At 36.7% G+C, this 19,281-nt stretch carries 21 protein-coding genes and 1 pseudogene; 19 read left to right on the plus strand and 3 right to left on the minus strand.

Annotation, left to right across the window (positions count from 1 at the left end):
* The first annotated feature begins 18 nt into the window (after positions 1-18).
* Positions 19-279, plus strand: a complete 261-nt coding sequence (locus FYJ25_RS00235) for a plasmid mobilization protein (protein WP_243145650.1) — start codon at positions 19-21, stop codon at positions 277-279.
* A 148-nt stretch (positions 280-427) separates the two neighbouring features.
* On the opposite strand, the gene FYJ25_RS00240 is transcribed toward FYJ25_RS00235, so the two are convergent.
* Positions 428-1,342, minus strand: a complete 915-nt coding sequence (locus tag FYJ25_RS00240; protein WP_154580228.1) for a type II restriction endonuclease — start codon at positions 1,340-1,342, stop codon at positions 428-430.
* Positions 1,343-1,451: 109 nt separating this feature from the next.
* On the opposite strand from FYJ25_RS00240, the gene dcm reads away from it, so the two are divergent.
* The 18 genes and pseudogenes from dcm (at position 1,452) to FYJ25_RS00330 (ending at position 17,700) form a co-directional block, all read left to right on the plus strand.
* Positions 1,452-2,603, plus strand: coding sequence for a DNA cytosine methyltransferase (gene dcm / locus FYJ25_RS00245; protein WP_154580229.1), 1,152 nt, complete (start codon positions 1,452-1,454; stop codon positions 2,601-2,603).
* Positions 2,604-2,819: 216 nt separating this feature from the next.
* Positions 2,820-3,152 (plus strand): hypothetical protein, encoded by a 333-nt coding sequence (locus FYJ25_RS00250; protein WP_154580230.1) that lies wholly within the window; start codon positions 2,820-2,822, stop codon positions 3,150-3,152.
* A gap of 182 nt (positions 3,153-3,334) precedes the next feature.
* A complete protein-coding gene (locus FYJ25_RS00255) occupies positions 3,335-3,745 on the plus strand; it encodes a hypothetical protein (RefSeq protein WP_154580231.1) in 411 nt (136 codons plus the stop codon).
* A 388-nt stretch (positions 3,746-4,133) separates the two neighbouring features.
* Positions 4,134-4,901: a hypothetical protein gene (locus FYJ25_RS00260; protein WP_154580232.1), complete on the plus strand. Its 768-nt coding sequence runs from the start codon at positions 4,134-4,136 to the stop codon at positions 4,899-4,901.
* Positions 4,883-6,229, plus strand: coding sequence for a relaxase/mobilization nuclease domain-containing protein (locus FYJ25_RS00265; RefSeq protein ID WP_154580233.1), 1,347 nt, complete (start codon positions 4,883-4,885; stop codon positions 6,227-6,229). The genes FYJ25_RS00260 and FYJ25_RS00265 overlap by 19 nt, the downstream gene beginning before the upstream one ends.
* Positions 6,230-6,252: 23 nt before the next feature.
* Entirely contained in the window at positions 6,253-6,738 is a 486-nt protein-coding gene (locus tag FYJ25_RS00270; protein WP_154580234.1) for a hypothetical protein, read from the plus strand.
* A gap of 181 nt (positions 6,739-6,919) precedes the next feature.
* Positions 6,920-7,492: a recombinase family protein gene (locus tag FYJ25_RS00275; protein ID WP_154580235.1), complete on the plus strand. Its 573-nt coding sequence runs from the start codon at positions 6,920-6,922 to the stop codon at positions 7,490-7,492.
* 133 nt (positions 7,493-7,625) lie between these two features.
* A complete protein-coding gene (locus FYJ25_RS00280; protein WP_154580236.1) occupies positions 7,626-9,377 on the plus strand; it encodes a recombinase family protein in 1,752 nt (583 codons plus the stop codon).
* A 250-nt stretch (positions 9,378-9,627) separates the two neighbouring features.
* The gene (locus FYJ25_RS14495; protein WP_243145651.1) at positions 9,628-9,876 is read left to right on the plus strand and encodes a ParB N-terminal domain-containing protein; all 249 of its coding nucleotides are present in this window, start codon (positions 9,628-9,630) and stop codon (positions 9,874-9,876) included.
* A 243-nt stretch (positions 9,877-10,119) separates the two neighbouring features.
* Positions 10,120-10,398, plus strand: a complete 279-nt coding sequence (locus tag FYJ25_RS00290; protein ID WP_117603044.1) for a helix-turn-helix domain-containing protein — start codon at positions 10,120-10,122, stop codon at positions 10,396-10,398.
* Between the two features lie 185 nt (positions 10,399-10,583).
* Positions 10,584-11,102: pseudogene (locus FYJ25_RS00295) on the plus strand (ORF6N domain-containing protein); the annotation flags it as partial.
* Between the two features lie 55 nt (positions 11,103-11,157).
* Positions 11,158-12,204 (plus strand): virulence RhuM family protein, encoded by a 1,047-nt coding sequence (locus FYJ25_RS00300; protein WP_154580238.1) that lies wholly within the window; start codon positions 11,158-11,160, stop codon positions 12,202-12,204.
* Between the two features lie 235 nt (positions 12,205-12,439).
* Positions 12,440-12,688 carry a hypothetical protein gene (locus tag FYJ25_RS00305; protein ID WP_154580239.1) on the plus strand — a complete coding sequence of 83 codons (249 nt, stop codon included), beginning with the start codon at positions 12,440-12,442 and terminating at the stop codon, positions 12,686-12,688.
* 151 nt (positions 12,689-12,839) lie between these two features.
* Positions 12,840-13,379 (plus strand): RNA polymerase sigma factor, encoded by a 540-nt coding sequence (locus tag FYJ25_RS00310; protein ID WP_154580240.1) that lies wholly within the window; start codon positions 12,840-12,842, stop codon positions 13,377-13,379.
* The gene (locus FYJ25_RS00315; protein WP_154580241.1) at positions 13,366-14,145 is read left to right on the plus strand and encodes a hypothetical protein; all 780 of its coding nucleotides are present in this window, start codon (positions 13,366-13,368) and stop codon (positions 14,143-14,145) included. Before FYJ25_RS00310 ends, FYJ25_RS00315 begins: the two co-directional genes overlap by 14 nt.
* Positions 14,129-15,013, plus strand: a complete 885-nt coding sequence (locus FYJ25_RS00320) for an ABC transporter ATP-binding protein (protein WP_005338319.1) — start codon at positions 14,129-14,131, stop codon at positions 15,011-15,013. Before FYJ25_RS00315 ends, FYJ25_RS00320 begins: the two co-directional genes overlap by 17 nt.
* Complete coding sequence (locus FYJ25_RS00325; RefSeq protein ID WP_154580242.1) at positions 15,006-16,196, plus strand: ABC transporter permease; 1,191 nt, start codon at positions 15,006-15,008, stop codon at positions 16,194-16,196. The genes FYJ25_RS00320 and FYJ25_RS00325 overlap by 8 nt, the downstream gene beginning before the upstream one ends.
* Before the next feature lie 562 nt (positions 16,197-16,758).
* Positions 16,759-17,700, plus strand: coding sequence for an Abi family protein (locus FYJ25_RS00330; protein WP_154580243.1), 942 nt, complete (start codon positions 16,759-16,761; stop codon positions 17,698-17,700).
* A 561-nt stretch (positions 17,701-18,261) separates the two neighbouring features.
* On the opposite strand, the gene FYJ25_RS14940 is transcribed toward FYJ25_RS00330, so the two are convergent.
* Positions 18,262-18,393 (minus strand): plasmid mobilization protein, encoded by a 132-nt coding sequence (locus tag FYJ25_RS14940; protein ID WP_456298091.1) that lies wholly within the window; start codon positions 18,391-18,393, stop codon positions 18,262-18,264.
* A 191-nt stretch (positions 18,394-18,584) separates the two neighbouring features.
* A complete protein-coding gene (locus FYJ25_RS00345; RefSeq protein WP_154580244.1) occupies positions 18,585-19,022 on the minus strand; it encodes an Rrf2 family transcriptional regulator in 438 nt (145 codons plus the stop codon).
* Between the last annotated feature and the right edge of the window lie 259 nt (positions 19,023-19,281).

Raw genomic sequence — 19,281 nt, forward strand, 5'->3', positions numbered from 1 at the left:
TGTAAGGAGATGATTGAGATGCCAAGAGCAAAAAAGAATATGACAAGTCTTTTAGACAGTTTTGAGAGTGATACAGAAAAGGAACATGATGCAGCAGTGACAGCAGCGGTGAAGACACCGAAGAAAACAGTCGGCGGTGATACAAGAGCAACAGCCCTTGTATCAATGACCAGGGACGAGAAGGAACGTCTGACAACAAAGGCAAAGGCACACGGCTTGAGCCTGTCTGCATTTTTCAGACTGGCTGCTGATGAATACATGAATACCCACAATTGGTAATGTGTGAATATATATGTGGAGTGGAATCCGCAGCAGCAGTAGGTTTTGTGGGTATGTGGATAACTCGGAGAGTTATCCATATATCCATCAAAATAAATAAGGACATGAAAAAAGCGAAACGTATAGCTTCGCCTTTTTTGTTGCTGTGTTATTCAAACATATTTAATCTTTTTTCATAATACTTTCTTACGTATGGATATTCATTAAATTTTTCAATTTGCTTTTTGATATGACGTAAAAGCAGGTCTTTATCTTGGTCTGAATAATCGTAATCATTCCATTTGTCTGTAGTTTCCCGACCGATTGACAACATTTCTTCAAATGTAATCACTCGGTTGTTGTTAGGATAATTTGTTTCTTTGTTCATTCTTGTAGTTACAATAATGATGTTGGCTTCGTACATGATACGCAATGATTCATCTGAAATAGTGCTATCCAGTGTAGCAAGATACATTTCACGGATTCCAGTACGGTTAACTTCTTCAGGAACTTCTTGCCATCTTTCACGTAATGTTGTTTTAGCACTAATTAACATTGTATTGCGTTTGTTAGCTAAATATTCTGCAACAGATGGCGTTACAAAATCAACAAGTTTACCGATTTGATGCGTTTGAAAGTATTGTTTTCCAATAGCACCTTGTGCATCGGATGGAATTTCAGCACCAATAAGCAGCAATTCAATAATTGCTTCAAATTCTTTACCAGCTCTGCTGCGTCGACTTTGCGTATTGCTCAATGATAAATTGTAAATATGATTAGGATATTCCATTGTGAAATCTTTGATTGCATCAACGGGATTCATTTTGCATACTTTTTCTACATCAATGAGATATGTAAGCATTCTAGTAGTGAATTCTTTTTCAAATGGAACAAATTCGTTCCAACAATTTTCACGCATATCTGCAATATATTCGCTTGCGTGTTCCATAAAGTATGAACAATCTTTTTTGTCATATCCTAAGTCGATAAATGTTTTATACACCAGTCCAAATGGTGTAATAAAGTGTTCCGAACGTTCGGATTTGACTAATTCTTTAAATTGATTCTCAGAAATATGTGCCATAATAATAACCTCACAATAATAGTTGAATTAATGTTCATTGTATGGTATAATTGTGTCAAAGAGAGGACAAAATGTCCTGTTAATGACACAGAAAAGGAGAATTCATACAATGAACATAAATGTTTCAGAAGCAATTAAAGCAAAACGAGAACGTCTGCATATGACTCAAAAAGAGTTGGCAGATGCTGTTGGATTGCCTAAATTTGGTGATAGAACAATTCGTCGTTGGGAAAATGGAGAAGCTTCTCCGTCTGGTGCTGAGTTGAAAGCAATTCTTGATTTTCCAGAAACAGTACCATTCCCTAATGATGAAAATGCTCGATATCGGATGATTGATTTATTTGCAGGTATTGGTGGTACACGACTTGGATTTTATCAGACAGGTGCTGTAAATATCGTGTTCTCTAGTGAGTGGGATAAATTTGCACAGAAGACATATCACGCAAATTATGGTGAAATGCCTGCTGGTGATATTACACAAATCGATGAAAAAAATATTCCAGACCATGATATTCTAGTAGGCGGATTTCCATGTGTTGCATTTAGCCAAGCTGGTCTCAAAAAAGGTTTTGGTGACACAAGAGGAACTTTGTTTTTTGATATCGCCAGAATCATTAAGGAAAAAAGACCAAAGGCATTTTTGCTTGAAAATGTAAAAAATCTTGTTGGTCATGATAAGGGACGAACGTTTGCTACAATTCGTAAAACCTTAGAAGATATGGATTATGAAGTATATCATCAGGTTTTTCCAGCAAAAGATTTTGGCGTTCCTCAAAATCGTGAGCGAATCTACATTGTAGGTTTTGATAAAAATCAAGTTAAAAATTATCAAGATTTTGAATATCCTGTTCCACCTAAGACACCAACAAGAGTTGGAGATATCTTAGAAAAGAATGTGGATGACAAATATACATTGTCTGATAAGCTCTGGCAGGGTCATCAAAGACGCAAAATTGATAATGCAGCCGCAGGCAAAGGTTTTGGATATGGGTTGTTCAATGAAGATAGTCCATATACAAATACAATTTCCGCACGTTATTACAAGGACGGGTCTGAAATTCTTATTGAACAGAAAGGTAAGAATCCAAGGAAAATTACGCCTAGAGAAGCATCGAGACTTCAAGGTTTTCCTAATGATTTTATCATTCCTGTTTCAGATACCCAGGCATACAAACAATTTGGTAATTCAGTTGCAGTTCCAGTAATTCATGCAATTGCAGAAAATATTATCAAGATTTTGGATGCCAATACCTCAAATTAATTATAAGGGTATTTTCAGTGAAAATCAATTAGAATAGTTGATTAAATAAGACAGTTCCGTGATGGGATTTAAGTCTCATCACGGAATTATTTTTGTTTTTATTTAAGAAACACGTTAATGAGAAATAATAAAGATATAGGGTAGGAAATAATTTTGCAATGTGTTATATTTTATTTGTGAATAAAAATAATCAGTACAGAAGGTTGAGGTAAATTTTTGATGAACATTAAAATTAGTGAAACAAATTATCTGCATTTTGAGGATTCAATATTACAGGATATTGGAAAATATAAGGATTTACAAAGCTGGTTGTTAGCAATTAAAAATGATGAAGTTACTTTTCACCCTTTGGATTGTGCAGTCAGAATCAATCATAAATGGTTGTATGTTGTACAGGGTGGTCGATTAACAGAAGACATTGATACAGTAATCAATAAAGTGAAAAAAATTCCTGCGGTTTTTCGTGATTTTCCAAATGATTATATGGAAATTGAAGCTGATTCATTTGAGAAGGAATTGTTTTTCAATACAAATTATTATGTAGATTAATGTATAGTCCCGTGACGAGATTTAGTTCTCATCACGGGATATTTTTTTGCGTATACGTATGAAACACGTTATAAAAATAATATTTACACAATGGATAGGAAATCACATTAAAATGTGTTATATTTCAAGTATCAGGGAAAGTAAGTTAACAAAATTTATATAGAAAGTAGAGGTAACAGCATATGAGTAATTTAAAAAATGTTCGTGCGGAACTTGAAAAAATGAAGAAAGAAATGGCTGCGAAAGAAGCAGAACTCAAGCGTGAAGAAGCACGCCCGGTCATTGAAATCATCAATGATGTATTGCTGAACAGCGAAGATGTACAGGAAAAAATGTCAGCGTACAGCAAGGACGAAGCACGTGTGATTGCGAAGCACATTGTGAAGAACATTGATGCAGTTATCAGTGAATCACAGGGTGAAATCAATGAGCTGAGAGCAAAGAAAAAGGAACGTGCTGAGAAGAGAAAAGCTGCGAAGCTTGATAGAGAACTGGAAAAGATGGCAGCGGAAGATGACTATGAAGATGACGGCATGTACGGCGTGAACCAGTTCGAGGAACCAGACCCATACGAAACAGGACAGTTGCAGTAATGCATGTGAACAGTTGTGAAAACTGTTTGTGGTTTCGTTCGTAATTGGGCTGGAATTAAGAGTGAGCAGGATGCGAACGAAGCATGAAGGGGTCAAGGGGAAACGAAGTTTCCCTTGCAAGTAAGTGAGCGTAAGCGAACGGTAGGGTTTTTCGGCTCCGCCGACAAACCCTATACTTGCATTTTTAAAGAAAATGGGTAGGAAACCATGTACACAAGTGTTAGGGGACAAACCCTATATGGATGTGAACATGGGGCGAAAATACACTGTTGGAGACAAACCCTATGGGTAAAACAGCAGGTATTTGAGCAAGAAGGTGAACATTGGTGCAGAAAAGCCGGATTCGGCTTTGCAAGACAATGTGAACGAAGAAAGGAGATGACTGTGTATGTCGAGTGTGAATAATACGAACGGTACAGTTGATTTTTGGGCGGAGTTAAAGAAAAAGAAAGAGGAAGAAGCACGACAAAAGGAACAGGAAGCTCGTGAATTAGAAATGCAGTCTGCCATGCAGCAGGATGAAATTGATAATTTACCGGAGCCTGAACCAGACGATGACTTTATTGCATCCGAAGTGGTACAGGAACCGACAGGAGATGATGAAAAAGAAATCATCTCAGATGGTAATACAGAAGAAAGCGAAGATGAAATCGGCGAAGAGGAGTTAATCAGGCTTGTAAAGATTTCAGCACGAATCAATGAGAAAGTTGATGAAGTGATGAAGGACATGGCAAAAGAATTTGATGTACCATTCTCACAAGTAGTAAGACTTGCGATTGATGGGCATCTGGAAAAATATCTTGGAACCGTGAGATACATCGACGGTGACCAGGGTGAATACATGAAGCGTGCAACAGCGTTGATTGCAAATGAGTTACAAGGTATCAAGACAGCGTTGAACAAGCTGGGAGTGAATGTGAACCAGCTTGCAAAGTGGAATAACATTGATAGACGTATCAGTCTGTTAGAGAAGCAGCTGCAGACTGCGAATCCGTCGGAACAGAGATACATCAATATGAGATTACAGGAGTTACACAGAGCACAGGCGGCGTGTAACTGGAGTTATTTCACATTGTTCAGTGTTGAGAAATACATGGAACAATTAGATAATGCATCAGAAAGGATTGGTAAGGAATTATGGCATACACAAGAGTAACAAGGACTGCGAACGGACATGGTGCTCTTATGTATGCATACGGAAAAGGTAAGGGACATAACGGCAGTGACGTCCGTAATGATTTGATTGCAAATGTGAATATCTTACCGGGTGTACCAGCAGAAATTCAGATGCAAAAGTATTGGAACAGAGCAAGAGCAAATCATAAAACACAGGTGATTCGTGTTGTGCAATCATTCAGTATCAATGAACTGAATCCAGACGAACCGTCTGATGTTTTGACTGCGAGCATGATTGGTCAGGAGTTTGCACACACATATTATCCAGATAGACAGGCGGTCGTGTTTACACAGACAGATGGTAAATCACATTTGATACACAATCATATTATTATCAGTGATACAGACATGACATCGAGCAAAGGTTGTGATAAACAGCAGTATTATCAGCCGACACTTGCACAGTGGACAAACGAGATTGCAGGTCAGTATTTTGAACTGGACTTTGGTAACGCAAAGACAATGGACAAGACAACACAGACCGAACGTGCGAAGCGTGCACTTGGTGAATATGTATGGAAAGATGATTTGAAATCACGTATCACAGAAGCATTGAACGAGAGTGAAAGCGAAGAAGATTGGATTAAAAATCTGCCAGCTCACGGCGTGAACATCGAAGTACACGACAGCAAGAAGCGTGGAAAATATTACACGTATGAATTGATGGATACAGATGGATTCGGTGATAAAAAGATTCCTCAGAATTTAAAATCACGTTCATACAAGCTGGGAACATTGTATGATGCAGAGCACGTACAGGAATATTTTTCTGAGAAGGAAATTGAACACAAGCTGCATGGAAATCGTAATGAAGATAATGAACATGTGACCGCGCAGGAAGATGAAACAAATGTGACTTTACCGGTACAGGAAGATGTGACACCAGGACAGCGTGCAGCGATGCTGCCGGATGCAGATGACTGGGACGAAGATGAACACGAGAGTAAATCGGATGTGAAAAGACCCGTCACCGGACGTGTAGAGATTGTTGTTCCGGATGATGTAACAAGTGTTCCTCACTATAGACCAAGTAAGAATGTGAAGGTGCGTGAGTCATATCTCAACGTGGATGAACAGGATGATATTGATGATTTGGTTCTGGACAAGTCTGAAGATAAGAGCAGTGATATTTTGGCAATGCGATTACAGCAGAAAGCAGAACGAGACAGAAAACGTAAGAAAGCAAATTCTGGTGTAGTAGAGATTCGTAAAGATATGAAATCTGTACGTGGATTGTCAACAGAATCTGTTATGGAGCGTATCAAAGATGCTCAGGAACAGGATGAAAAAGAGGATAGAAGTTTATAAAGAAAGGATAAGTGTGAAAAGCTATGACTGACGAAGAAAGAGCTGCATTGAAAAAGAAGATGCAGGAAAGAGCAGGACAGAAAGATGAACTTGTTGAGAATAATACAGTGCCTGTTGTTAAACAGGAACCTGATGAACATAAATTAAATGTTATGGGGTTGTTAGGTTTTGCATGTGCTGCGTGTGGTGTTGTTACGGGATTTGTATTTTCGTTGATTGGTGGCATTGTTATTAACATTGTAGCATTGATTTTGAGCATCGTGGGATATTATCAAGAGAAGAATGATAAACATGTAAAGTATGATGGAATGATGTTAGTTTATTTGGCGATTATCATTTCATCAGTAAGTATTTGTTGTGGTAGTATGTATGCAGTATATGTATACCATGAACAGCGTAAGGCTGCTGTCCAGTATTATGATGATTTGAAAAATTTACCACGAGAGGAATTCATGAAAAAATACTGGGATTTTGATTATGATGAATATATAAAGAATAAGCATAAATAAAAATGTTGGCATCTGATTTTTCAGGTGCCTTTTTTTGTGTAAAAATAGGGCTTACCTTAAATTTATTGGGTAAGAATATTGACTTTTGTAAAATAATATGTAAAATTAGAGTTATAAACGATAATTATTTTACAAAGAGTAACACAAATACCCTTTAATTTTACATAAAAGGAGTGATTTTATGAGAATTGCATATGTTCGTGTCAGTTCTGTTGACCAGAACGAAGCAAGACAGATTGCGGCGTTAGAAAAATACGACATTGAAAAATGGTTTACAGAGAAAGTGTCCGGGAAAGATATGAACAGACCTGAACTGCAAAATATGTTAGAGTTTGCACGTGAAGGTGATACGGTGTATGTAGAAGATTTCAGCCGTCTGGCGCGTAGTACAAAGGATTTGCTTGAGCTTGTGGAACAGTTCAAAGCAAAGAAGATTGAGCTTGTGTCCATGAAAGAGAATCTTGATACAGCTACACCGACCGGGAAGCTGATGTTGACCATGATTGCTGCAATCAATGAATTTGAGCGTGCGAATATCTTGGAACGACAGAGAGAAGGTATTGAGCTTGCAAAACAGCGTGGGGCATACAAAGGTCGAAAAGCAATCGAGGTTGAAGATTTCGGTAAGTATTACGAACAGTATTTGAGAAGAGTCTATACAAAAAAGGAGCTTGCCGAAGAGCTTGGTATTTCCAGACCGACGCTGGATAGATTGATTAATGAATATTTAGATAAATACGGTGATACAGAATAAAGTGGAGTCACTCCTGTAATGGGAGTGATTTTTATATATTCCGCAATCATGTAGATAAATGTTGAAAGAAATGTATCAATGATATATAATAGAAGCACGATTGAATGATGAATAACAGAAAGTGGGTAGGAATATGGCAAAAAAACAAAGATGTTATATCTATACAAGAGTGTCCACGGAACTGCAAATAGATGGGTATAGTCTTGAAGCTCAAAAGGAGCGACTACGAAGCGAAGCAAAGCATAGAAAAATGCAAGTCTGCGGTGAATATTCGGATGAAGGCAAATCTGGTAAGAACATTGCTGGAAGACCTGAATTTAAAAAGATGCTGAGTGACATCAAGTCTGGCAAAGATGATGTTGATTATGTGCTTGTCTTCAAGCTATCGAGATTCGGTAGAAATGCTGCTGACACATTGAACAGTTTACAGTTCATGGAAGACTATGGAGTGAATCTGTTGTGTGTCGAAGACGGTATTGACAGTGCAGGTGCAGCTGGTAAGTTGATTATCTCTGTACTTGCATCTGTAGCAGAGATTGAAAGGTCTAATATCTCGGAGCAAACAATGGCTGGAAGACAGCAGAAAGCCAGGGACGGTAAATGGAACGGTGGTTTTGCACCTTATGGCTATAAACTTGTAGACAAAGAGGGTGAAAAAGCAAAGGTTCTGGTCATAAATGAAGAGGAAGCAGAGCTTGTGCGACTGATTTACAAACTGTATCTCCAGGGTATGGGCTTGAGCAGAGTTGCAAAATGGCTTAATGATAACGGATATATAAAGAAAATCAGGCAAAATGGGTCTGTATCGTTCATATCATCCGCTTTTGTAAAAGGTGTTCTGGATAATCCAGTCTACGGCGGATTTATTGCATACGGCAGACGTAAGAACGAAAAAATTGATGGTACACGTGACGAGTATCATGTTGTAAAACAGGACAAAGACAGCTATAAGCTATATGAAGGTCAGCACGATGCAATCATTGACAGAGAAACATGGTTCAGAGTGCAGGCGAAACGTGAGCTGAACGCTTTCAAGCGTGAGAAGACACATAGCAAGGAACATGAACATATGGTGTCAGCATTGCTGAAATGCCCGGTCTGCGGTGCTTCAATGTACGGCGTAGTCAACAGAAAGAAGAAGAAAAATTCAGATGAGTTCTATACAGATATGTGGTATTACACATGCAAGAACAGAAAACTGGTGTCTGGACATTTGTGTAATTACAAAAAGCACGTGCGACAGGATGAACTGAATGCGGAAGTGATTGCATTAGTAAAATACGTGTTCGGTGGTGAGAACGATATGAAAGACCAGATTTTGAAAAAGCTGGATTCGGATGATTCTGTGAAGGAATTGCTGGAAGAGAAGACACGTCTTGAGAAAGAGAAAAATTCTTTGGTTTCTAAGAAAACAAAGCAGCTGCGACGTATCAATGATTTGGATATAGATGATGAGTTCTATGATGATTTGATGAAGACATACAAAGATGGATTGTATGAAATCAATGAGCAGATTGCAGTAATTGACAATAATCTATATCAGAATGAGCTTGCAATACAGAATGCACAGGGTGAAAACCTGTCTGTTGAGGTGTATAAGCGAATCATTGATGAGATGATTGATAACATTGATGATATGACGGATGCTGACAAGAAGATGCTGATGAATCTATTAATCGAGAAGATTGAGATATATCCAGAGAAGCAGAAAGACGGTCGTTGGATTAAGTCTGTACAGTTCAAGATACCATTGAACATCGACGGAAAGGCTGTAGATACGCTGTATTTCGATGATGAAGAAGATGATACAGAAGGTGATGAAAATTCCCTACCATTATCGAAAAATGTGGAGACGGTCTGTTTACTACATCGGGCGAATATGTAAAAGTCCTTTGTTTTAGCCACTTTACGAGATATATGACCTTCTCGCAAACCGGTAAAAAAGGCAGAAAAAATCAGGTGAAGAACAGCATAGAAGTATCCGTAGTTCTGCATCTGGTAACAGGGGACACGTCCGACAATCCGTAACATTTTTATTAAATATCATAATTAAGAACCGAAAGGACGCTTGTTTTCAGTACTTCTGAAAAATGAGCGTCCTTTTCTTTTATCCAATTACAAAGGAGAAAATAAAAATGGCAGGAAAGACGGAAATGTGTTCATCAGCAAAAAACGAGTTGGGTGTTGGTATTGTACAAGTGAAAATTCAGGAGTTATGTTCCTTTAAAGGACATCCATTTAAAGTAGAAAGAAATCAGGAACTCTTTGAACTTCGCAGGGGTATAGAGGCAGAGGGAGTCCTTGTTCCTTTATTAGTACGCCAAAATCCATATGGCAAGCTAAGAATGCATTTTGTACGTACAAATGTACTGTTTGCCAATTAGAAGTATAACGAATGAGGAAAAGGCGCTTTATATGATTTTGTTAGATCGGCGTTGCTTATCAAAGTGTAATGGTGATGCATGGCGAGATGAATATGGAGTTACATTTATAGATATCAGCGATATTTCGATTGTATGAAAGCTATTGTAAAAAATGATACAACATGACATAATCGGATTGACTAAAGCGGCATAGATATTTATAATATAGACAAAACGAGAATGACATGAATGGAGGACAGGGTAATGGAGAAATCTGTAACACTTGAAGAGGCATTAAAAAGAATTGAGGAGTTGGAAAAAGAGAATGCAGAACTTCGGGAGGAATTGGAGTATTACAGAAATCGTAAATTAAGCGGTCGTCAGAAACATAACGCCAAGTGGATGGCAATTTATAATGATTTTGTTGTTGGGTATGAGAGCGGCATGACAATGGTAGAAATTGCGAAGCGGAACAATGTCAGTGAGCGGACGATTTATAGGTATAAAGCGTATTATGACAAAATGAAGAAAAAAGAGGAATAGACCATTTTACTGATGTCAGTAAAATGGTTCAATGCGGGAGGAGAAAGTCTAATATGGAAAAGAAAATGATTAACTGAGGTAATAGAACAATAATAGCAAATTGGACATATTGCTGATGTTAGCAATATGTTCATATGAGAATTGCGGACGATTTTTTTTGACCGCAAAATGGATGGAGGAATTCTATGGCAGAAGATAAAAAGAAAGAAATTGCAGTAATCGAAATTACAGAAGAATACATGAAGGATCGGCTTTATGAATTCAGAGGGAAAAAAGTTATGCTTGATTCAGATTTGGCAGAAATTTATGGGTACGAGACCAAAAATTTTAAAAGGCAGGTTAAGAATAACATTGCCAAATTTGAAGGCGATGATTTTATGTTTGAATTGAATGATGTAGAAGTGGAAAATCTTTCAAGGTGCAAAAATTTCACCTTGAATATGAGAAGAGGTTCAAATATAAAATACAAACCTTATGTGTTTACAGAACAGGGCGTATATATGCTTATGACAGTTTTGCGCGGTGATCTTGCAATTAAACAAAGCCGTGCACTTGTGAAAACCTTTAAGAAAATGAAAGATTACATTTTAGAAAATCGAGATCTTATTGGTCAGCGGGAAATACTTCAGATAAGCATGGAGACTGCTAACAACAGAATAGAAATTAACAAAATCAACTCAGATATGATATCTCTTGAAAAGCAGAACACTGTTGAAAAATCCAACTTTGATTTTGCCACAATAGAGGGGAGTGAATGTATTGAAAAAGAAAAAAGACAAAATTACCATCCGTTCCAGTGCAGCGGAGTACCTGACCTATGTTGCCTCTGTTGGCGACCAGCGAGACAGCATCGAGATGCGCTATGAGGATGAGAATATATGGCTGACACAGAAGATGATGGCCACATTGTATGATGTGGATGTTCGTACAATCAATGAGCATATTAAGAAGATTTATTCCGACTCAGAGCTTGAGGAAGATTCAACTATCCGGAATTTCCGGATAGTTCAAACCGAAGGTTCACGTCAGGTAAGTCGTGATACAAAGCATTACAATCTTCAAATGATTATTGCTGTTGGATTTAAGGTGAACAATGAACGAGCAGTGCAGTTTCGCAAATGGGCCAATGGCATCGTGAAGGACTACACCATCAAAGGCTGGGTCATGGATGATGAGCGTCTAAAGAATGGCGGTTCAATACTTACAACAGAATACTTCGACCGTTTGCTTGAGCAGATTCGTGAAATCCGTCTCTCTGAGCGTAGGTTTTATCAGAAGATAACCGACATATATGCTACAGCTCTCGATTATGACCGTACTTCAAAAACAACAAAGCAGTTCTTTGCAAAGGTTCAAAACAAGATGCATTATGCTGTTCACGGACATACGGCAGCGGAGTTGATTTACGAGCGAGCAGATGCAGATAAGCCACACATGGGATTAGCTACATGGGCAGCAGCTCCTGAAGGCAAGATTGTAAAAAGTGATGTCAGCATTGCGAAGAATTATCTTTCAGAGAAGGAAATGCGTTCACTGGAGCGTATTGTATCTGCTTATCTGGATTTGGCAGAGGATCGTGCGGAACGTCATATTCCGATGACAATGGAGGACTGGTCAAAGCGACTGGATCTATTCTTGATGGCAGATGACAGAGAGGTTCTTCAGGATGCAGGCAAAATCACAGCAGAGATTGCCAAAGCAAAAGCTGAAACTGAATTTGAAAAATATCGTGTGATTCAGGACAGATTGTTTATGTCTGACTTTGATAAGTACATGCTGGAACTGGAAGAGAATGCAAAGAAGTAGTAGCATTGTAACATAGGAGGACTCCGATAAATTCTAATATAGATTGAATTGGATAATAGTAAATGTTATAATTAGCTAAATGATTTTTGTAGTATTCTTGCAAAAATTATTCTCCGCCCTTGAAACTTGGTTAAATGCAGGGATAATCCATTTCTTGATGGATTCAGCTTAGAAGGTGACGAAGTGTCCGCTATCTTGTGCGTAATCATGTAAATGGAGGCAAGGAGAAAGGTTCATGGCAAAGAAGAGTGGCGTGTCATCGAAGACACATACCCAACAACAACTTAATGATTACGCTAATCAAAATAATCCAAATAACAAAGCGTATAAAACCAGAATAGCAAATGATAAAAAGACCAAGAGGGTATCAAAAAAGTATAAAGCTGTTCGTGAGGTAAAGTGTCAAGCTAAATTGTATGCTGAAATTGGATTAAATGCGGATTTAGATTGGATGCGCTATAGCAATCCATACGACTTTGACTAATCATTATAAAACAACGAGGAAGGCATCAATCAAAAATGGTTGGTGCTTTTCTTATGCTCGGAGAAATCCGGGCTATTTTTATTAAAATCCTAACTTTTTTTATAGTAGGATTGTTATATTATTTAGAAAACAGAGGGAGGCAAATTTGCGAATGGAATACAAAACTGATTCTTTGTTAGTGCATCTAGCAAGAGCAGGAGATGAAGATGCGTGTGAAAAACTGGTCAAAAAATATTACTCAAGTATATATCAATATTGTTTGCTACATATCAATGATCCCTATGAGGCAGAGGATTTGACACAAGAAGTGTTTACACGTTTCTTTTCCAATTTATATAGATATAAAGAATATGGAAAAGTTAAGAATTATCTTTATACAATTGCCGGAAATACCGTTAAAAATTATTACAAAAAGAAAAAAGATATTCCATCAGAGGAACTGCTAAAATCAGAGGACTGTAGTAAAAATCATGTAGAAGATCTAGGAGTCCGATTAACTATTGAACAGGCAGTGAGAAAGTTACCGGAAGAAATTAGAGAAACGGCAGTTTTATATTTTTTTCAAGAATTGAAACAAAGAGAAATTGCAGAATTACTTCATATCAAACTTTCTCTTGTAAAATATCGAATCGGAAGAGCAAAAGAACTTTTAATGAAAGAGTTGGAGGTGAAAAAAGATGATGAAATATAAGCAACAAATAAAGGAATATAAAGAGGAGATTGAAGAAAAGTATGTAAGGGCTGAAGCAGAGAACAAAACAGTAAAAACATGTCAGAATATTTTGTCAGAGTCGGTTTTATCGAAACAATCGCATAGAACATCTTATTTTGAATTTTTGTATGAGCAGACAAAATTCATAAAAAAAAGATGGTGGATTTTACAAGGTTGTGTTCTTATGTGTCTATGGATATGGTTGAGTAATTATACGTCAGACATAAAAGATATGATGAGGATTATGGGAATATCTGCCACAATATTTGTGGTTCTGATTGTCCCGGAAATTTGGAAAAACAGAAGAAATGGTGCGATTGAAATTGAGCAGGCGTCTTATTACACACTGCGTCAGATTTGTACAGCAAGAATGTTAATGTTTGGAGTAGTGGATCTGGTGATCGTTATGGTGTTTTTGGCAATTACATATCAAACAACAATACTCTCGTTAAGTGATTTGGTGGTTAATTTTTTGCTTCCAGTAAATGTTTCATGTTGTATATGTTTTCGTGTATTGTACAGCAGATGGGAAAAATCAGAATATATAGCAGTGCTTTCCTGTCTGGTATGGGTTGGTTTATGGATGATGATTGTTGCAAATGATGTTATTTATCAGAAAATTGTAACTCCGGTATGGGTGGCTATGCTGATATTGACTTTTGTATATTTTGTTTTTTGTGTTCAGAAGTCATTGGTATTTGATGAAAAAATTTTGGAGGATTACACGTATGAAATTAGAATTTAAAAATGTAACAAAACAATACGGAGAAGTAAATGCTGTTAATAAAGTGAATTGTGTTATGGAAAAAGGAATTTATGGACTGCTTGGAGTAAATGGAGCAGGAAAGACCACATTAATGCGTATGCTTTGTACGATTGTTCAACCATCAGAAGGACAAATATTATGGAATGGTAAAGATATATGGAAACTAGGAGGTGAATACCGAGAAGTTCTGGGATATTTACCACAGGATTTTGGATATTATCCAGATTTGACCGTATATGATTATATGATGTACATTTCTTCTATAAAAGGGTTAAAAATGCCGTTTGCCAGAAAAAAAGTGAAGCAATTATTAAATCAAGTAGGAATGGAAAAATTCAGTAAAAGAAAAATGAAGAATTTGTCTGGAGGAATGGTTAGACGTGTAGGAATAGCACAGGCGATGTTAAACGATCCGCAAATTCTTGTCCTGGACGAACCTACCGCTGGATTAGACCCGAATGAAAGAATACGTTTTCGTAATTTAATTAGTGAATTGTCGGAAGAACGTTTGGTGCTCTTGTCTACACATATTGTATCGGATATTGAGTACATTGCGAATAACATTATGTTAATGAAAGATGGAGAACTTTTTTATGCAGGTACTGCGGAAGATTTAGTATCTTCTATGAAAGAAAAGGTATGGCAATGTAATGTTTCGAGAAGTATGATAGACAAATATATGAATGAATATTTGGTTGGAAATATAAAAACAACAAAAACCGGAGCAGAGCTTAGAATTATTTCAATAGAAAAGCCAACAGAAGATGCTGTGGCTGTAGAAAAAAATCTGGAAGATGCATTTCTATTTTATTTTGGAGAAAAATCGGAGGAAAAACAAGATGCTTAAATTAGAATTAAAACGAATTTTTTCAAAGAAAATTAATGTATTTGCAATCGGATTGGCATTGATACTTGCTGTCATTTTTAGCGGATTTGCAGTTACAAGTAATCGCTATGTGGATGAGAATGGAAATGCTAGTACTGGAATTATGGCAACAAGAAAACTTACAGATAACAGACGAGCATGGAAAGGTACATTGACAGAAGATGAACTTGGAAAAGTTATAGAACAAAATAAAAATGCGATGACACAATCCTCAGAAGAAAATGCGATTTACGGAACGACATTACAACCGATAGATGATATTAGGAGTTTTATAATATCGGTATCAACACCGGATGCAGAATATGATGAAAGTGTTCTGAATCAAATTACAGAAGAAAATATACAAGAGTTTTATGACACTTATCATAAAAATATGGAAAAGATGGCAGAAGAATATGGAAAGACTTCTGTTCAGAAAAAATACTTGGAAAAGAAATATAATGAAATAAAATTACCAGTAGAATACGAATCTTATAGTTCGTGGGATACTATGATTATGTATGTAGAAACGTATTCTATTATTCTGGCAATCATAGTTGGTTTTATTTGTGCTGGAATATTTGCAGATGATTTTCAGACAAAAGCAGATGCAGTATTTTTCTCTACAAAGTATGGACGTACAAAAGCTGTTAAAACAAAAATACTGGCAGGAGTAGTTACGACAGTTATGATTTATTGTATGGGAATTATATTACTTAGTGTGATTTGTTTTGGAATTATGGGAACCAGTGGTATGAATACACCTTATCAAATGTATCAGGCATATAGTATTTACATTATGTCATATGGACAATACTATTTGTTGACAGTTGTATGTGGATTTATAGCCAGTATGCTGGCGGCTTCAGTGTCTATGTTAGTAGCGGCTAAAATGCATACAATTAGTGTCGCTGTTTGCATTCCATTCTTTTTATATTGCTTATTGCCATTTATAGGAAGGGCACTTTCTGGGTATACAACGCTTTTCAATTTGATACCAACAATTTTGACAAATGTACAGGCAAGTGTAAAAGTCCCACTTATTTATCAGATTGGGAATTGTGTATTTCGACAAATTCCGCTTGTAATGGTAATGTATACAGTGATGGCAATAGCCTTACTGCCTTTTATTTATAAGAGTTTTCGCAGATACGGAAATAAGTAAAAATTGAGTATATTTATCATAGCACGAACATACATTTGGTTCAAGAAAATGAGGATATTTTTAAAGTGATTGTGTCAATTTACAATCAATTTCTATTCAATGTGGTTTTCCGGCAGGTTCTGTAAAATAAGCTCAGATTAAGACAATAACGGGAGGAGCTTATGCAACAGAATATTGAATTTGAGCGGTGCATTGATTTTCTGGCATGGATGATCGATAAGTACGGCGCTGAAGTCCTCCGGGAGTTGGAGGAAGAAAAATAGAATAAAGAAGAAAAAGAAGCGGCAGTTTCCTGAAATACAAAATGTAAATCAGACTGTCGCTTTTTTCATGTATTTTTAAATCAAATAAATTTTAAAAGCTGATAAAAAAGAATGATAATTTGGAGAAAAATAGCATAGAATAATTTTGAGCTGATATGACAGAGAATGTTTTGGCGTATTGACAGGACATTTGAAATGACGTATACTAAGCTCAGTGATCGTTCTGTAGAAACTTGCGAAGCCTACAGGCGGGGGAGAGCCTGCGGGTCTCTCCCTCTTTTGTTTTAAGGAGAAATGAGATGCAGACACCGAAAAAGTTCTCTTCTTTTAGTGACCAGGTTTCCTGGATCAGTGATGAAAAGGGAATAAGAATAAAAGACAGAGAATATGCGGAAGAAATGTTACGCCAAATAGGATATTTCCCTCTTATGGGAGGATATAAACATCTTTTTAGAATATCGAATACAAAGAAATATAAAGCAGGAACAAGTTTTGAAGAAATAGTCAGTCTGTATAAGTTTGATGCAGAGCTTAGAGAGTTGTTCTTTAAATATTTACTGCAGATTGAGCGACAGATGCGTTCTTTGATGTCATACTATTTTACTGAAATGTATGGAGCAGAGCAGAAGCAGTACCTGGATGCTAATAATTATAATAATACAAAAAGAAATCATGCAACAATCGTAAAGTTGATAGCGACCTTGAAACGGGCAACAACGACCACAGATTATACATATATCAACTATTACCGCAAGACATATGGTGAAATTCCATTATGGGTTTTGGCAAATGTACTTACGTTTGGAAACTTATCAAAAATGTTCCGAGTGTTTCCGCAGTCCTTAAAATCAAAAGTATCAAAAAACTTTGAACCTTTGAATCAGCATCAGATGGAACAGTTTCTATCTGTTCTCACTAAGTATAGGAATGTATGTGCCCATGGGGAACGACTGTTTACATACAGAACAGTAGATGCTATTGCGGATACACCGCTTCATAAAAAACTTTCATTACCACAGAGCGGTAATCAGTACGAAAAAGGAAAACAAGATTTGTTTGCTGTGGTGATTGCTTTTAGATATATATTACCTGGAAAAGATTTTCTGGAATTTAAAAGAAAGCTCATAAAAGAGATTGACCGAGTAAACAGAGAAGTAGAGCATATAAGTGAAGTTGAATTATTGAATAAAATGGGCTTCCCGGAAAACTGGAAAAGTATTACCAAATACCATTTAAATTAAAGAAATATCCTCTAAGAGATAGTGAAACACCTATTGTCTTAGAGGATTTTTTGTATTAATTATAGGATTGATAAAGAAATGAGTCAATAAGAAAATAAGTCTCGTTTTCCACATATATATTCACCACTTAGATTTCTCTCAATACCCATCTGTGAATGAAGTCGGGTGTTACAAAGTGGACGAAGAGAGAAAAATGCATGACGAGGAAATGGATTATAAAAAACTGATTATTGATTTGATAGAAAAGATTGTTAATCAGGATCAGCTTAAACGTATATACAGATTTGTTAAGTATGGAAAACTGAAATAATTACTTTCTTCCAAAAGTGGGAAAAAGAAATTTTACGGCGGGCAATTATGTCCGCCGTAAAATTATGTCTGTTTTGTTAAAAAGTTTGATAGCTGTTGCCCAAGAAAGAAACCAACTTGTGGATATAACTCCTGAATTTCCTGATATTTTGCTTTAATCATTTCTGGTTCCTGCTGTTCTGTCAGGAACATTGCATAATTGGAAATCTAAGGGATGCTGTCATTTATATGAAGCAGGTTAAACCTACCTGCTCAAGTACATGCCTTGCGTAAAAAGGCTGACATGCTTTTCATGCCGGATGCTTTGAATTTGGTAGTGAGAATGTACTGCTCATCATCGCTGAGATAAAATTGTACCGGATTGATGCGGTTTCTGTTTGCCATTGAGTCACGTCCTTCCTAAAAATGGGTACAAAAAAACTGCTGTAAAATGTTCGGTTTTTACAACAGTCTGTTTCGTGTTTGATTCAATTTTGGGTGTAACTACCCAAGGCAAATTGTAGCAAAGATGGTAGGAAAGTGTGGGGGATTTCGCCTGTGTCATGACACAGGCAGTGCTTGCTATTCTTGATTAGTTAAAGGTTTTTAACTTCCCTGATTTTAAAATAATACCGATCAATAATATCCTGCAATGTAATGGATTTCATTTTTTCATTTACCATATTTTGAATTTCATGATAGAAGTCCCCAATAGCGAATTGAATGTTGATACCGATTCCACAATCCGGATTGGTATCTGTGTCTAGGTGAAGCAGCGGCTTATCGCCCTCTACGGCTCGGTAGATGTCATACATATTGATTTTATCTGCCGATTTTGCAAGAGCGGCATTCGCATGACCTTGTGTGTTGACAACAATGCCTGCATTTTTCAGGGTCGCCATAAGCTGTCTCACATAAGCCGGGTTTGTCTTGATACTTTCTGCAATTTTTGTGCTGGAGAGTTGTTCGTCATCTCCAAGAGCAATAAATATAAGAATATGAATGGTGTCACTAAGCTTTGTGGAATATTTCATTTGTCACCTCGAATTTTCTTCTTGCAATTTTTAAATTTACATGATAATATGATTTTAATGCTTGATGTAAATTTAATTTTAACAAGTAAAAAAATAAAAGTCAAGCGAAATAAAAAGTGTGGAATCTGATATAAAAAAGGAGATAAAGTGGTGTATGCAAATTCCTTTTTAGGAAATGACATACAAAAATGAAAAGGTGTTTTATGCCTGTCTGAATCAGAAGAAATCCTCAGCTCCAGAGCATATAAAAGACAAAGGA

This window comes from Anaerobutyricum soehngenii, assembly GCF_009697165.1.
GTDB classification, from domain to species: domain Bacteria; phylum Bacillota; class Clostridia; order Lachnospirales; family Lachnospiraceae; genus Anaerobutyricum; species Anaerobutyricum soehngenii.